At 33.2% G+C, this 15472-nt stretch carries 14 protein-coding genes; 7 read left to right on the forward strand and 7 right to left on the reverse strand.

All coding sequences use genetic code 11. The features are described from left to right. Positions 1-209: 209 nt before the first annotated feature. The 3 genes from EZ428_RS14765 to EZ428_RS14775 all read left to right on the forward strand — a co-directional run bounded on the left by EZ428_RS14765 (position 210) and on the right by EZ428_RS14775 (position 3799). On the forward strand, positions 210-1106 hold the full coding sequence (locus tag EZ428_RS14765) for a 3-hydroxybutyryl-CoA dehydrogenase (protein WP_131553931.1): 897 nt from the start codon (positions 210-212) through the stop codon (positions 1104-1106). An 86-nt stretch (positions 1107-1192) separates the two neighbouring features. Continuing rightward, the gene (gene ruvB / locus EZ428_RS14770; protein WP_131553932.1) at positions 1193-2215 is read left to right on the forward strand and encodes a Holliday junction branch migration DNA helicase RuvB; all 1023 of its coding nucleotides are present in this window, start codon (positions 1193-1195) and stop codon (positions 2213-2215) included. A gap of 75 nt (positions 2216-2290) precedes the next feature. Beyond that, positions 2291-3799 carry a bifunctional GNAT family N-acetyltransferase/carbon-nitrogen hydrolase family protein gene (locus tag EZ428_RS14775; RefSeq protein ID WP_131553933.1) on the forward strand — a complete coding sequence of 503 codons (1509 nt, stop codon included), beginning with the start codon at positions 2291-2293 and terminating at the stop codon, positions 3797-3799. A 59-nt stretch (positions 3800-3858) separates the two neighbouring features. On the opposite strand, the gene EZ428_RS14780 is transcribed toward EZ428_RS14775, so the two are convergent. Next, positions 3859-4080 carry a hypothetical protein gene (locus EZ428_RS14780; RefSeq protein ID WP_131553934.1) on the reverse strand — a complete coding sequence of 74 codons (222 nt, stop codon included), beginning with the start codon at positions 4078-4080 and terminating at the stop codon, positions 3859-3861. Positions 4081-4162: 82 nt separating this feature from the next. Here EZ428_RS14780 and queG point away from each other — a divergent pair, with 82 nt between their 5' ends. Further along, complete coding sequence (queG, locus tag EZ428_RS14785; protein ID WP_131553935.1) at positions 4163-5098, forward strand: tRNA epoxyqueuosine(34) reductase QueG; 936 nt, start codon at positions 4163-4165, stop codon at positions 5096-5098. Between the two features lie 2 nt (positions 5099-5100). Beyond that, on the forward strand, positions 5101-5988 hold the full coding sequence (locus tag EZ428_RS14790) for a hypothetical protein (RefSeq protein WP_131553936.1): 888 nt from the start codon (positions 5101-5103) through the stop codon (positions 5986-5988). Positions 5989-6176: 188 nt separating this feature from the next. Here EZ428_RS14790 and EZ428_RS14795 read toward each other — a convergent pair whose 3' ends face one another. Next, on the reverse strand, positions 6177-8039 hold the full coding sequence (locus tag EZ428_RS14795; protein WP_131553937.1) for a M1 family metallopeptidase: 1863 nt from the start codon (positions 8037-8039) through the stop codon (positions 6177-6179). An 85-nt stretch (positions 8040-8124) separates the two neighbouring features. Beyond that, complete coding sequence (locus tag EZ428_RS14800) at positions 8125-9063, reverse strand: 3'-5' exonuclease (protein WP_131553938.1); 939 nt, start codon at positions 9061-9063, stop codon at positions 8125-8127. A 147-nt stretch (positions 9064-9210) separates the two neighbouring features. Between EZ428_RS14800 and EZ428_RS14805 the strand changes: the two genes are divergently transcribed. Next, positions 9211-11184, forward strand: a complete 1974-nt coding sequence (locus EZ428_RS14805) for a DUF3857 domain-containing protein (RefSeq protein ID WP_131553939.1) — start codon at positions 9211-9213, stop codon at positions 11182-11184. Further along, complete coding sequence (locus EZ428_RS14810) at positions 11185-13086, forward strand: DUF3857 domain-containing transglutaminase family protein (RefSeq protein ID WP_131553940.1); 1902 nt, start codon at positions 11185-11187, stop codon at positions 13084-13086. A 149-nt stretch (positions 13087-13235) separates the two neighbouring features. Here EZ428_RS14810 and EZ428_RS14815 read toward each other — a convergent pair whose 3' ends face one another. Genes EZ428_RS14815 through EZ428_RS14830 form a run of 4 tightly spaced genes read right to left on the reverse strand, consistent with a single transcriptional unit; the run spans position 13236 to position 15437 of the window. Next, a complete protein-coding gene (locus EZ428_RS14815; protein ID WP_131553941.1) occupies positions 13236-13850 on the reverse strand; it encodes a thioredoxin family protein in 615 nt (204 codons plus the stop codon). 4 nt (positions 13851-13854) lie between these two features. After that, entirely contained in the window at positions 13855-14340 is a 486-nt protein-coding gene (locus EZ428_RS14820; protein WP_131553942.1) for a TlpA disulfide reductase family protein, read from the reverse strand. Between the two features lie 37 nt (positions 14341-14377). Next, complete coding sequence (locus EZ428_RS14825) at positions 14378-14926, reverse strand: redoxin family protein (RefSeq protein ID WP_131553943.1); 549 nt, start codon at positions 14924-14926, stop codon at positions 14378-14380. 4 nt (positions 14927-14930) lie between these two features. Further along, positions 14931-15437 carry an NlpC/P60 family protein gene (locus EZ428_RS14830; protein ID WP_131553944.1) on the reverse strand — a complete coding sequence of 169 codons (507 nt, stop codon included), beginning with the start codon at positions 15435-15437 and terminating at the stop codon, positions 14931-14933. Positions 15438-15472 lie beyond the last annotated feature (35 nt).

Below are 15472 nucleotides of genomic sequence, written 5' to 3' on the forward strand. Positions count from 1 at the left end.
TTTACAAAAAAATGGCTTTTTTTAAATGTTTAAACATAACGGTATTTAAGTATTGTCATCACCATCCATCTGATTCAATAATAAATCGATTTTTTAGATTCAAAAACATCAGTATTTAATTATATAGCAATCTAAAATTCACAAAATCCAGATAAAATTCTTTCATAGTACTACTTTTAATATAGATTTGCTTCTTGATAATTTATGGTATGAAAAACATCTCAGTAATAGGTTCCGGCACAATGGGTAATGGAATTGCACATACCTTTGCACAATTTGGTTATCAAGTAAGTCTAGTAGACATTAATCTTGATGCTTTAGGAAGAGCAATAGCAACCATTACTAAAAACCTGGAAAGACAAATAGCTAAAGGAACATTAACTGAAGAAGCAAAGGAAGCAACATTAGCTAATATTACAACCGTAACAGATTTACAAGCAGGTGTAGAAAATGCTGATTTGATTGTTGAAGCGGCTACAGAAAATATAGAGCTCAAATTAAAGATCTTTAAAGATCTAGATCAATTTGCTAAGCCAGAAGCCATTTTAGCAAGTAATACCTCTTCTATTTCCATCACACAAATTGCTTCAGTTACCAATCGTGGTGATAAAGTAATTGGTATGCATTTCATGAATCCCGTTCCGGTAATGAAATTGGTAGAAGTAATTAGAGGTTATGCTACCAGTGATGACACCACCTTTCAAATAATGGAGCTTTCTAAGGTAATTAGTAAAATTCCTGTCGAAGTGAATGATTACCCTGGTTTTGTGGCCAACAGAATATTAATGCCAATGATTAATGAAGCTATCTATACTTTGTACGAGGGTGTTGCAGGAGTTGATGAAATTGATACGGTAATGAAGTTAGGAATGGCTCACCCAATGGGGCCTTTGCAATTAGCAGATTTTATTGGTCTTGATGTATGTTTGGCAATTTTGAATGTATTAAACCGAGGTTTCGGAAACCCAAAATATGCCCCTTGCCCATTATTGGTTAACATGGTAATGGCTGGTAAAAAAGGCATTAAAACTGGCGAAGGATTTTACGACTATAGCAATGGTGTAAAAGAAGCTAAGGTTGCAACTAAGTTTACACCAAACCCCTAAAGGGTTTTTAATTTACCGTATAACATTTACAATATAAAAGCAAGTCCTCTTTAGGGGATTTAGGGGTTATATCTTATCTTTACGCTATGAACGAAAACCTAGATCCTTCTTCAGACAACCTTACTCCTATTGAGCGTGATATTGAAAAAGTATTACGTCCACAAGAATTTGAAGATTTTACTGGTCAGGATAAAATTTTAGAAAACCTTAAGATTTTCGTAAAAGCTGCAAAACTTCGTGGCGAATCTTTAGACCATGTTCTATTGCATGGCCCCCCAGGATTGGGAAAAACTACGCTTTCTTATATTATAGCTAATGAAATGGGTGTTAACATTAAGGTAACATCTGGTCCGGTATTAGACAAACCTGGTGATTTAGCTGGTTTATTAACTAATCTAGAAACTGGAGATATTCTTTTTATTGATGAAATTCATCGTTTATCACCTTTGGTTGAAGAATATTTATATTCTGCAATGGAAGATTTTAAGATTGATATCATGCTAGAAAGTGGACCTAATGCTCGCTCTGTACAAATCAGCTTAAATCCATTTACATTGGTTGGTGCAACTACTCGTTCTGGCTTATTAACCGCACCATTAAGAGCAAGGTTTGGCATTAATTCAAGATTAGCCTATTATGACGCTAAGATACTAACTACCATAGTATTACGTTCATCCGCCATTCTAAATACCCCCATATCGGATGAGGGAGCATACGAAATTGCCCGTCGTAGTAGAGGAACACCTCGTATAGCTAATGCCCTTTTGCGTAGAACCAGAGATTTCGCACAAATAAAAGGGAACGGTAGTATTGATACGGAAATTGCTCGTTATGCTTTAACTGCCTTAAATGTTGATGAACATGGCCTAGATGAAATGGATAATAAAATCCTACTGGCCATTATAGATAAATTTAAGGGAGGGCCAGTAGGATTAAAAACTATTGCAACTGCAGTTGGCGAAGATGATGGTACAATTGAAGAGGTATACGAGCCTTTTCTAATTCAAGAAGGCTATTTAATGCGTACAGCTCGTGGACGTGAAGTAACTGAAGCAGCCTATAAACACCTTAATAGGATTAAATTGGGACAAACTGGTAAACTTTTTTAGCCATTTGGTTGTTATAAAATCAAACACTAATCTTTTAGCAATAAGAATTTCTGTTATTGCTTTTAATATTAATTTATGAATATAGAAATACGAAAACTCACTATAGAGGATTATAAAGATTTGCGTGAATCAATGGTTCAAGCTTATGATACCAGCGGAAATGGTATCTGGAGCAGAGCGAATATATTAAATTTACTAACCATCTTTCCAAGAGGTCAGCTTTGTGTTGCCGTTGATAACAAGGTTGTAGCTTGTTCTTTATCCATAATTGTTGATTATGATATTTTTGGAGACAATCATACTTATGAAGACATAACTGGAAAATATACCTTTTCTACACACACAGCTGGTGGGAATGTTTTATACGGCATTGAAGTTTTTGTACATCCAGAATATCGTGGGTTACGTTTAGCTAGAAGATTGTATGAAGCAAGAAAGGAACTTTGCGAAACCTTAAATTTAGAAAGTATCATTGCAGGTGGTAGAATACCAGGATACCATGAATTTGCAGATACACTATCGCCGAGACAATATATAGATAAAGTAAAATCCAAAGAAATTTACGATCCTACCCTTACTTTTCAAATCTCAAATGATTTTCACGTTCGTAAAGTTTTAAAAAATTATTTACCTGGTGATTTAGAATCAAAAGAATATGCAACTTTAATCGAATGGAATAATATTTATTATCAAGATAACGTTTCTGCAAGATCTGCCAAAACAATAAGATTGGGTCTAGTACAATGGCAAATGCGATTATTTCCAGATATAGATGCATTTTATGAACAAGTTAAATTCTTTGTTGATGCAGTAAGTGGATACAAATCAGATTTCATTATGTTTCCAGAGTTTTTTAATACTCCATTGCTAGAGCCTTATAATCATTTACCAGAAATGGAAGCAATGAGGAAACTGGCAGAAAGTACTGAAGAAATAGTTAAGAAAATTCAGGAATATGCTGTTTCTTATAATGTAAATATCATATCGGGCAGTATGCCCATTATAGAAAATGGTAAGCTTTACAATGCTACCTATCTATGCCACCGTAATGGTTTAACTGAAGATTATAGAAAAATACACATTACACCTAACGAGCAAAAATATTATGGAATGTCTGGTGGAGATAAGATTGGAGTATTTGACACGGATTGTGGTAAAATTGGAATTTTAATTTGTTACGATGTTGAGTTTCCTGAACTGAGCAGAATTTATGCAGACCAAGGTATGCAAATTTTGTTTGTACCGTTCTTAACCGATACCCAAAATGGATATACTCGCGTTAGAAGATGTGCACAGGCAAGAGCTATAGAAAATGAGTGTTATGTTGCTATTGCAGGATGTGTTGGTAATTTGCCTAAGGTAAACAACATGGATATTCAGTTTGCTCAATCAGCCGTTTTTACGCCATCAGATTTTGCTTTCCCTACTAATGCGGTAAAGGCCGAAACTACACCAAATACAGAAATGATGCTAGTTGTTGATGTTGATTTACATCTTTTAGATGAGTTACATCATTTTGGTACTGTTAAAATACTTAAGGACAGACGAAAGGATTTATACGAAGTGAGATTGTTAAAATCTTAAGGCATAAAAAAAGTCATTCTATTGAATAACTAGAATGACTTCTTTATATTTATGTAATCTTAATTTGATACATTATTCCTGAAGAAAAAGAAATATATAATAAGTAAAACTACAACTACAACTGGAATTATCCATTTCATTGCTTGTCCAGCGCCTTTATTATCTGGTTCATTTACCGTTGGTGCTGGTCCTGGATTTGCTTTATGCGCCTCGTAATTAGTTTCAACTGGTGGAGCTGTTTTATTTGGATCTTCTGTATGATTAGCTTCTGTATTTTCCATGACGTTATAATTTAGTTTCCTATTCTAATAACAGTTAAAGCATTAAAAGGTTTTTAGCTCAAAAGCCTATCTTTGTAAATCAATGTTTAATAATTCTGCAAAATATAGTCAAATGATTAAAAATGAGGCATTACGCCTTGGTTTTATGGCTTGTGGAATTTCTAAAGCAGAGTTTTTAGTAGAAGAAGCGCCGAGATTAGAAAATTGGTTAAACAATAATCACCATGGCGAAATGGGTTACATGGCAAACCATTTTGATAAACGCCTTGACCCTCGGCTACTTGTTGATGATGCAAAATCTGTAGTATCGTTAACCTTAAACTACTTTACCGAAAAACAACAATCAGACATTAGTGCTCCGAAAATTTCTAAATATGCTTATGGCACAGATTATCATTCTGTAATAAAAGAGAAGCTAAAAGAGTTATTGGCATTTATTAATGATAATATTGGAGAAGTTGCAGGACGATGTTTTGTAGATTCAGCACCAGTAATGGATAAAGTTTGGGCTCAAAAATCTGGCTTAGGTTGGCGAGGAAAAAATTCAAATTTAATAAGTAAAGATGCAGGTTCTTTTTTCTTTTTAGCAGAGCTGATTATTGATTTAGATTTAGCATACGATACGCCTTTTGTTGCCGATCATTGCGGCTCTTGCACTCGATGCATTGATGCTTGTCCCACAGATGCTATTATGGCTCCTTATGTAGTTGATGGCAGTAAATGCATTTCTTACTTAACCATTGAGTTGAAAAATGAAATTCCTATAGAGTTTAAAGGAAAAATGGAAAACTGGATGTTTGGCTGTGACATTTGTCAGGATGTTTGTCCTTGGAATAGATTTGCAACCCCACACAATGAACCCGCCTTTACACCAGCGCTAGAATTGTTAAACCTTAATAAAACAGAGTTAATTGAAATGACGGACGAAGTTTTTAAACAAGTTTTTAAAGGCTCTGCGGTTAAAAGAACAAAATTTACAGGTTTAAAAAGAAACATAGATTTTTTACGAGAATATTAAAAATGATAAAAGAACAAAGAGTAAGGATTAAAGACTGTTGCTGGTTTATTATGATTTGCATTTCATTTTCTTATTCCTTTGCTAATGCACAAAGCTTAAGGTTAAAATCTCGCAGAGCGGATGCCTTAACAGGTACTGCTTTTGCAAAATCTATTTCTGATACAGCCCTAACGCTAGAACAAAGGGAGGAAATCATCTTTAATGAAATCAAAAATGGAAATGTTCCTGACTTTCTAAGAAAATTGAAAGAAATAAAAATTAATTCTGGTTGGGAAATTGGCGAGATAAAAATCTCAATAGCCTTTTATGTTTTACCAGATTACTTTTGTATAGGTAGTAACGATGATTTTTTTTATGTGCCTATGACTCCAATCTTAGCACAAAAAGTTGCCGATTTAACAAAATGTAGTTTGCCAACTAAAAAAATGGTTGATACAATTTATCACAATGCAACTATAAAATTGTTACCACAACCTATTCCTCCCACAAAGGCGATGACGACTGTTGCAATTTTTTTAGCTCACAACGACTCTGTAAAAACTCAGTTAAAATCTGATTTGCAAAAACATAATAATGGTGAACTAACTGCTGGACACAAGAAAGATTTAATTATTAGCAATAAAATCTATACTGAGAAAACACCCAAAGTTGTTATTTATGGCTGGCATAAAATGGATGGTAGGGCTATACAGCCAGTTTATAATAAACACACCAATCTTTGGGTAGATTATAGCCATGGCCTCCGTTTGATTCAAAATAAAGTCTTCATTTATCTGAAAAAAAACAAGATTAATAAAGTGTTAACTGATAAATACCTATCTAGTATGTTAAGTGATGAAGGTGTAATTAAGAAACCATTTTATCCTATAACTACTTACAAAATTTACTAGGGCTGGACTTTTACAACCTTAGATAATTGCACATTTTCAGGTTCAATAAACTGGTCCCGATACCTATCGGGAGAAGCGAAAATCCTTTTACCAAGTTTCCTTTAGGGGATTCAGGAGTAAAAGATTACAGCAAACCTGCCTGCAGTAGGCAGGAAGCCCGAACAATAATTGGGCTTCTGTATTTGTTTCTAATTCTTTACTTCAAAAGTATTATCTGCTTTGTTTTTATCAGGAACATGGCTACTTCCCATTACTACCTTGACTATCTTTTTCTTGGTTTGAATAACGGATAGATAAGTTGCATTACCCTTTTCCCAAACTCCAATATTGTGATGTTTCTTTTCTACAGAACCATCATTATATGTAATAGTTAAATCTATTGGCAAGGGTTTTTGGCTTTTATTTTCAATTTCTATGGCATAATCTCCATTATTTACCGGGGATACATTCTTTATAGCCAAATCAGTAACTCCTTCTTCAAAAAACCAACGTTTCCAAAACCAATCTAAGTTTTTACCAGAACCGGTATTCATGCTATAAAAGAAATCATATGGCATCGGGTGTTTGCCATTCCATTGGGTAATGTAATTGTGCAAGGCTTTATTAAAAAGTTCGTCGCCTAAATAGTCTTTAATAAAAAGATAACCGAAGCCAGGTTTAGGATAGTTATTGGTAAAAGAGCCTGCACCTTTTAAATCGGTTGTAAATGTCATGATCGGCACATCGTCTTTTGTACCAGAAGTGCTACCAGTTGGTCCAACGCCGTAGTCATCTACAATTGTAGAATCAATCATCGGCGAGATTAACCACTCTCCTATTGTCGCCCAACCTTCGTCCATCCAACCGTATTTAGTTTCATTAGTACCCATATAAAATGGAAACATCGTATGGAAAATTTCGTGGTCTGTTAAAGTGATAGCATCTACCCTATTATCAACTGGATTATCGTTTACCATCATTGGATATTCCATTTGGTCTAAACCATCAAAAACTGTTTCGTGACTATAAGGAAAAGGCCATTTTGGAAAAACATAACTCATGTAATGAACCGTCTTTTTTGCAAAATCAATTACTTCATAATAATCCTTATGACTAGCATTAAAAACTGCATCAACCCTAGTTCTTCTTTTTGAGATTGGGTCTACTACTAAACTTGTAGATTTCCATAAATAGTGATTACTTGCTGCAAAGGCAAAATCTACTACGTTTTTAGCCTCAAACTTAAAAGTATTAAAATCTCTTTGGGCAGTTACCTTATTTTGCACTAAAGTTATACTATCAATTACATCAATGGTTTCATCGCTTTTGTTTGCCAACTGATATTTTCTAAATACGTCTTTAGAAAACACCTCGCTTCCGTTTAATAAATCTCCGGTTGCCCATACCCCATAATTTTTAGGAACTGTAATTGCAGCTTTGAAATTACAAAAATCATTATAAAACTCTTCTGAACCACTGTAAGGAATTTTATTCCACCCATCTATATCATCATAAACTGCAACCCTTGGAAAAAAATAAGCAATAAAATGAGCACCTTCATCAACTTGCCCAGTACGCATGTGCGAACCTTTATTTAGAATATAGTGATATTCGAATTTCAATTTCAAACTTTTTCCAGGAGCCAATGGCGCAATAGCCGTATGCATATTTGTGCCTTCGATAATTAGACTAGCAATGTCTTTTGGCTGATTATTGAACTGGACATTTGTAATTTGGACCCCATCACCTAAGTCAGCATCTTTAATTCTTGCTTTTCTAACCACACCTTTTTGATAAAGATTTGGGTATAACTTAAACCAAAGTTCATTTAAAACATCAGGACTATTATTCACATAATTAATTTCTACCGTTCCTTTTATTTCTCTTGTAATTGGATTGAAATTTATTTTCAAATCATAGTCGGCAGTATTTTGCCAATATTTTGCACCAGGCGCACCACTTGCATCACGAGTTCCCTTTTGAAAAGCTTGTTGAAAAACAGGTGCAACAGGAAGTTGAGCTTGTGTAGCAACCGATATCAGTAAAAACAGAGCTATTATTTTAAATTTCATCTTGGTTAATTGTATAGATTGTTAAACTGGTTAACTGTTTTGAACATCAATTAACCGATTTAATCGATTAACCAATTCATCAAAATTATTTACCAAACTTCATTTTTAATTGCTCCAGCATATCATTATTTATAGGTTTAGCTGGTTCCTGAGGTTTTATTGGCTTCTGCTCTACTTTTGGAGCTTGACTTTGTTGTTTTGCAAGCTTAGCTTCTTCTTTCTTTTTATTCCAACGAACCCAAATTTCATCCAATTTCTTTTTGGTATACAATGGGAAATCGCCTTGTTTCATCCAAGCATAATAACTTGGTTCAACATCCAAAACAGATTCTACTGTTCTACCTTTGTGCTTTCCAAAATTGATTACCTCTTCTCCATTTTCATTGTAAACCATTCGCCCAGCAAAATCTACCACCTTATTCATATTGGTAAATGTATGTAAGGCTTCTACATCATTTTGAACTGGAGTTGATTTCACCCCTTTCTTATCTTCAAATTCGGTGTCTTTATATTTATCTAATTGTGCCAATAAAACCTCATAAGTTGCTCTAATATCAGCCTCAGCAGAATGGGCATTGATAATGTCTTTATCACAATAAAACTTATATGCAGCTTTTAGTGTGCGTTGTTCCATTTGGTGAAATATGTTTTGTACATCTACAAATTTCCTATCGCTCATGTCAAAATCAATTCCTACTCTTAGAAATTCTTCTAACAACATCGGAATATCAAACTTGTTAGAATTATATCCTGCCAAATCTGCGTCACCAATAAAATCTGCTATTTCTTTTGCTGCAGTTTTAAATGTTGGTTCATTTTTAATATCCTCATCATAAATGCCATGAATTAAGGAAGTTACTAATGGGATTGGAATTTCTGGATTGATACGTTTTGTAAGCACTAATTCATCACCGTTAGGCATTGCCTTTAAAATTCCTATTTCTACAATTCTATCGGCACCAACATTTATACCTGTAGCTTCTAAATCAAAGAATGCTAGAGGTCGTTTTAAATTTAATTTCATTTTTTAAGCTATATAATTGAGTTTTTACTCACTTTTTCAAATGTGCTAAAAAGGATTGGTTAGTACTACAAAATAGCTAAAATTTTAGTTGCAAATTATTTCATTTTGTTAAACCGTAGATTTAAATTGCCGAAAATTATCATCTATATGATTAGACTCTTCTTTTTAACTCTTTTTTGTTTCATCACATCAAATATTTATGCTCAAAACTTTAATTATGGTGCCGTACAGAATGATGAATACTATTTTGATAAAAATAAAATAGACAGTAATGCCAATGCTGTTGTGCTAAAAGAGTTTGGCACTGCCGCTATGCAAATTGATGATGCTACAGGAAGGTTAGTCATTCAATTTGAACATCATGTAAAAATCAAAATATATAATAAAGAAGGTTTCAGATTTGCCAACATTGTTATTCCAACTTATAAAGATGACAATAAACAAGAGTTTGTAAATGATTTAAAAGCATCAACTTTTAATATGGTAAACGGAGAGTTTGTTGAAACCTTAATGGATAAAAAAGCAGTATTTACTGAAAACAGAAACAGATATACTCAATTAACTAAGTTTACGCTGCCCAATATTAAAGATGGCTCGGTTATAGAATATAGTTATAGAATAGAGTCACCATTAATTTTCAACTTTAGAACTTGGGAGTTTCAGGGAGATATCCCTAAAGTTTCAAGTGAGTTTGTTGCCAATATACCAGGTAACTATAACTACAATGTTTCGCTTCGCGGATATCAAAAACTGAGTGATTCAAAAGCAGAAATATATAAAGAATGTTTAAGGCTAAATGGTGTATCTATTGATTGCTCAAGAATGACTTATATTATGAAAAATATTCCTGCTTTTATTGAGGAAGATTACATGACAGCTTCAAGTAATTTTAAATCGGCAATGTATTTTGAGCTTTCTGATGTGCAATTAACAAATGGAAGCAAACAGAGTTATACCAAAACATGGAATGATGTAGATTATGAACTTACATCTGATAAAAACTTTGGCTCCCAAATGAAAAAAGCATCGGTATTTAAAGATTTAATGCCTGCCATATTAAAAGGTGAAACAGACAATTTAGGCAAGGCAAACGCAGTTTATAACTACATAAAAAAACAGATAAAATGGAATAACTACTATGGAAACTATAGTATGGAAAATACTAAAACCATTTTAGAAAATAGGTCTGGGAATGTAGCAGACATTAATTTAGCTCTAATTTCGGCACTTTCTGCTGCTGGTTTAGAAGTTGAAGCAGTTATATTATCTACTCGTGAAAATGGAATGCCAAACAAGCTTTTCCCTGTATTAAGCAGTTTCAATTATGTAGTTGCTAAGGTAAACATTGGTGATAAAAGTTACCTTTTAGATGCAACAGAACCTTTATTACCTTTTGGATTACTACCTATAAGATGCATAAATGACCAAGGAAGGGTAATTAATTTAAAAAAACCATCCTATTGGATAGATTTAAAGGCGTCACAAAAAAGTGTAACTACCTATGTTTTAACTGGAAAGCTTAACGGAGATGGAAAAATTAATGGCGTAATTACAACGACTAGTATTGGATATGCCGCATTTAACAAAAGGAAAGACATAAAAAAATATAATTCTTCTGAAGAATTCGTGGAAAAACTTGATGAACGCTTAACTAAAATAAGCCTTTCAAACCCAGAAATAAATAATATTGATAGCGTTGATAAACCATTGGTTGAAAAGTATGAAATTGAATTTTCTGCACATGATGCTACTGATAAAAATCAGCTATTTTTGAATCCATTTTTCATTAACCGAATTACAAAAAATCCATTTAATTTAAATGACAGGATGTACCCGGTAGATTTGGGAGCGGCATCTGATGAACGAATTATTATAAATGTAACTTTACCAGAAAAATACGAATTAGTAGAAAAACCAAAAGATATGGCCATTAGTTTGCCTACAAGTGGAGGAAGATATTTATTGCAAAGCAGCATTGAAGACAACAAATTAGCTGTTAATCAAATACTTCAATTTAATAAAGCTATTTACAATGCAGATGACTACCTCTACTTAAAAGAATTTTACAGTAAAATAATTCAAAACCAAAAAAATGATGTCTTGTTAAAAAAGGCAAATTAAATGAGAGCACCTATCCTATTTCTACTATTATTTTTAGGTTTACCTGGTTTTTCGCAAGATAATTACGATGTTGAGTTAGTTCCATCCGCCTTGCGAAATCGTGCCAATGCAACTATAAGAAATAAAGAAACAGTTGTTGACATGCGTTCGCCAGATAACGTGATGTACACTGTAAAACAGGCTATAACTGTATTAAATAAAAATGGTGATGAAAATGCTAGATTAGTTTTATTTTATGATAAAAATACCAGCATCAAAAGCATTAAGGGCGAAATCTATAACGAAATAGGTAAAAGCGTAGGTAAATTTTCACAGGGTGATTTTAAAGATGAAAGCGCTGTACAAGGATTCTCTCTTTTTGAAGATAGTAGAGTTAAACATTACTTGCCCTCTGTAAATACTTATCCTTATACCATTGTTTACAATTATGAGATACGTTTTAAACAGAATTTAATCATCCCTGATTGGGTTCCAAAACCTTCTTATGATGTATCTGTAGAAAAAAGCACCTACACCTTTATATGTAAGCCAACTGACCAATTCCGTCTAAAAACACAGAATTTAGAAAGCAAAGCTGAAGAAAATATCACTAAAGACCAGAAAATTTTAACTTGGAAAGTAAGCAATCTTCTAGCTGTCAAATCAGAACCGTTTAGTCCGAATAAGGAAACTTACCAAACCAGCGTAAAAATTGCTCCAGAACAATTCAGCTATTTCAACTATAAAGGAAGTTATACCAATTGGCAAGAGCTTGGAAAATGGGCATATGATAATTTATTAAAAGGTAGAGATAAATTACCAGAACCAACCATACAAATGGTGAAAGAGTTGGTTAAAAACGAAAAAACAGATAAAGAAAAAGCCCGAAAAATCTATCAATACTTACAAGAAAAAACAAGGTATATAAGTGTTCAAATTGGTATTGGTGGCTTTCAACCAGTTGCCGCTACTGAAGTTGACCGTTTAGGTTACGGAGACTGTAAAGGTTTGGTTAACTATATGCAAAGTCTGTTAAGGGCAGCAAATGTAGAATCTTATTATTGTGTGGTGGAAGCCGGAAGTGAGAAAATAAGTTTAGACCCTACTTATGCAAGTATGAATCAGGGTAATCACATCATTTTATGTTTACCACTCAAAGGAGATACAACTTGGTTAGAGTGCACCAGTCAGAAAATACCTTTTGGGTTTTTAGGTGATTTTACGGACGACAGAAATGTTTTAGCCTGTACAGCCGAAGGAGGTAAATTATTACACACACCAAAACTTGTGGCACAAACCAATCTTCAAGTTCGAAATGCAGAATTAACTTTAGATAAGGATGGTAATATATCGGGAACAGTTAAAACTATGTTCTCTGGAGCTCAATATGATAACCATGAAGAATTTATTGGAAAACCCCTATCAGAGCAGCAAAAACTATTGAAGGAAGTTTACGATATAGACAATATTAATTTTGAGCAAATTAAATATGCTCAAAAGAAAGAAATTGAACCCGTTATTACAGAAAATCTAAATATTAATATTAGAAATTATGCTACCATAAATAATATTAGATTATTTATGCTGCCTAATGCTTTTAATGTTAAGGCTTCTGTTACTGAAACCAAAGGACGAACATTGCCAGTTTATATTAATCGTGGTTATAAAGACGAAGACAGCATTATTTACAATTTACCAGACAATGTTATACCTATATTTTTGCCAATTGATAAAAGCATAAATAACGATTTTGGTAGTTATACGATAAAAACTTTTATAGAAGGCAATAAGTTAATTTATGTAAGAAAATTCACATTACATGATGGGACTTTTCCTGCAGAGAGTTATACTGGATTTACCCAGTTTATAAATGAGGTAAGCTCGTCAGATAAGTTAAAATTGGTGCTTAACTTAAAAAAATAATACCTAACGCGATACCGATTATCATAACGAGATACATCAATATTTCTGTTGATGCAAAACGTTTGTATTTAGACCAAAATGAGTAATCTTCCTTAGGTTTAGGCATAAAAAATCCCGAGTTTTTAGTTCGGGATAAAAGTATGAATTATTTATTCTGTAGCTCCTTCTTTCTTCCATTTTATGCCACAACCAATGGCTTTTGTACTTGTAATTTCTGGTTTTTTACCCTGTAATAGTGAGTTCACTGCATTTTTAACAAAATCATTCATATTAGAACTCAATAAATCTTGAGAATTGTCAATTGCTCCAATATAAGCCACTTCATTTCCTTTGGCAGTTTTGGTTAGCACAAAAGTATGTGGTGTTTTTGTTGCGCCAAACTTTTTAGTATAAATATGATTTGGATCTTCTAAATAAGCATAACTGAAGTTCTTTTCCTTAGCAAGTTTTTGCATATTCTCATAACTATCACCAGGAGAAGTTACAGGGTCATTGGTATTAATCGCGATAACTGGATATCCCTTAGGTGCATACTCTTTATGTAAAGCCTCAACCCTACTTTGATAAGCCTTTGCAACTGGACAAGTGTTACAAGTAAAAACAACAATGTATCCCTTAGCATCCTTATAGTTTGCCAGTGAAACATTCTTGCCATCAACATTATTTAAATTAAAATCCGTAGCAATATCACCAACTTGATAACCGGTTTGCGCTTTTGCCATAATGCCTAGCATCATTAAGCAAGTAATTAAAATTTTTCTCATTTATTTAAAGTTTATAATCTCCGTGAACTATACTTTTAACTAAATCTTCTAATTCGTTGTTGGCAAATTCTTTCTCAAAAAACAGTCTCCGAGTTCTTGCTGCAATTAAGGTTGCTGGAATTGCACCAGACCAATTTTTGTCTACTTTTTCTATAAACGCTTGTTGGTCTTTCTCGTCAACAACATAGACCTCTGATTTAAGTCTATGTTTTTTAACAAAAGGAATAACATCTGATTTAAGCTTAGATTTAAAATCCATACTAACTAAAATCACTTTTACTGGCGTTTTATAGTATTCTTTTTTTAATCTCTCAAAATTTGGAAGCTCAGCTACACAAGGTGCACACCAAGTTGCCCAAAAGTTAATTACGTAAGTTGTATCTTTACCTTTCGCAACTCTTTTATCTAACTCACTTAAAGTTAGTAATTTAACTTGAGCATTTGCAAAACTAAATGTAGAAACCAGTAATAATATAGATACATATTTCATAACTCAACTAAATTAGCTCGTGAGAATTTTAATAAAACTAGAGCAATTTATCAACTACTTTTTCTACAAATTTGTTTTTAGGTATTAGTTTCTGATTTTGTTCATCATCTATCCTACCAATATATTTAATTAAATATCCAGCTTTTGTTTTCTGTAACACTACAGCAGTTGGAGTTTCTTTAATGCCTAATAACCAAGTGTATTTAAACTTATCATCAGACAAGTAAGGGAACTTAAAATCCTTTTCCTTTGCCAATTTTTTCATCGCTGGCATTGCATCAAATGGATATTTAATTGGGTCATCGCCATAAGGACCGATGGCCACTAAAGGATAACCTTTTACTTTATACTTTTTATCTAAGGCACTAACTCTTGGCTCATAAGCAATGCAATGGTCGCAAGTGGGTGTCATGAAAATTAAGATAAAACCTTTAGTATTTTTCTGTGCCTTTAAATCATAAATAGTTCCAGCAGTACTGAGTAAAGCTACGTTAGGTAAGGTTTCACCAACCTTTAAAGCTTTTTGAGCATTTACAACCGAGCTTAAAGAAAGCAACAGGCAAAGAGAGAAAATTAGTTTTCGCATATTCTTATTTTAAAGTTCCTGTTTTAACAATTGCTTTCTGATAAACAGGTAAATTCAGGTCATCCACTACTACACCTCTTGTGGTTGATGCATGTACAAAAAAGTTATTATTCAAGTAAACGCCAACATGGTCTACTTCAGTACCGCCAAAAGAGAAAAATATCAAATCTCCTTCTTCTAAATTACTTTGGTTTTTCTTTTTTATCGCTTCTGCTTGGTCCCTTGACCTTCTTGGTAATGTACGACCATAAATATCTCTCTCTAGTAATAAGGCAAAACCAGAACAATCAATTCCTTTTTTATCCAATCCACCTAAACGATATTTAACGCCAGTCCAATCTGTAATGAAACGATATAAATCTTTGCTTTTTAAAGCTGCCATAGCATCGGCAGCCTTTGAAGCTTTATTTTCTGGCTTTACAACATATTTCCTCGAACCACAAGACGATAGGAATAGCAGGATGGCTATTAGGTAGAAGGCAGAAGGCTTAAGGGTTAAGTAGTTCTTCATTTTAATGCAGTATTATTATGAGGATATCGCATTGA

The sequence above is a fragment of the Pedobacter frigiditerrae genome (assembly GCF_004331645.1).
Lineage (GTDB): Bacteria > Bacteroidota > Bacteroidia > Sphingobacteriales > Sphingobacteriaceae > Pedobacter > Pedobacter frigiditerrae.

Coding starts and splice junctions, on each gene's coding strand:
- ruvB (WP_131553932.1), top strand. CDS start 1,193: ATGAACGAAAACCTAGATCCTTCTTCAGACAACCTTACTCCTATTGAG.
- EZ428_RS14820 (WP_131553942.1), bottom strand. CDS start 14,340: ATGAAATATGTATCTATATTATTACTGGTTTCTACATTTAGTTTTGCA.
- EZ428_RS14805 (WP_131553939.1), top strand. CDS start 9,211: ATGATTAGACTCTTCTTTTTAACTCTTTTTTGTTTCATCACATCAAAT.
- EZ428_RS14790 (WP_131553936.1), top strand. CDS start 5,101: ATGATAAAAGAACAAAGAGTAAGGATTAAAGACTGTTGCTGGTTTATT.
- queG (WP_131553935.1), top strand. CDS start 4,163: ATGTTTAATAATTCTGCAAAATATAGTCAAATGATTAAAAATGAGGCA.
- EZ428_RS14765 (WP_131553931.1), top strand. CDS start 210: ATGAAAAACATCTCAGTAATAGGTTCCGGCACAATGGGTAATGGAATT.
- EZ428_RS14815 (WP_131553941.1), bottom strand. CDS start 13,850: ATGAGAAAAATTTTAATTACTTGCTTAATGATGCTAGGCATTATGGCA.
- EZ428_RS14795 (WP_131553937.1), bottom strand. CDS start 8,039: ATGAAATTTAAAATAATAGCTCTGTTTTTACTGATATCGGTTGCTACA.
- EZ428_RS14780 (WP_131553934.1), bottom strand. CDS start 4,080: ATGGAAAATACAGAAGCTAATCATACAGAAGATCCAAATAAAACAGCT.
- EZ428_RS14810 (WP_131553940.1), top strand. CDS start 11,185: ATGAGAGCACCTATCCTATTTCTACTATTATTTTTAGGTTTACCTGGT.
- EZ428_RS14800 (WP_131553938.1), bottom strand. CDS start 9,063: ATGAAATTAAATTTAAAACGACCTCTAGCATTCTTTGATTTAGAAGCT.
- EZ428_RS14825 (WP_131553943.1), bottom strand. CDS start 14,926: ATGCGAAAACTAATTTTCTCTCTTTGCCTGTTGCTTTCTTTAAGCTCG.
- EZ428_RS14775 (WP_131553933.1), top strand. CDS start 2,291: ATGAATATAGAAATACGAAAACTCACTATAGAGGATTATAAAGATTTG.
- EZ428_RS14830 (WP_131553944.1), bottom strand. CDS start 15,437: ATGAAGAACTACTTAACCCTTAAGCCTTCTGCCTTCTACCTAATAGCC.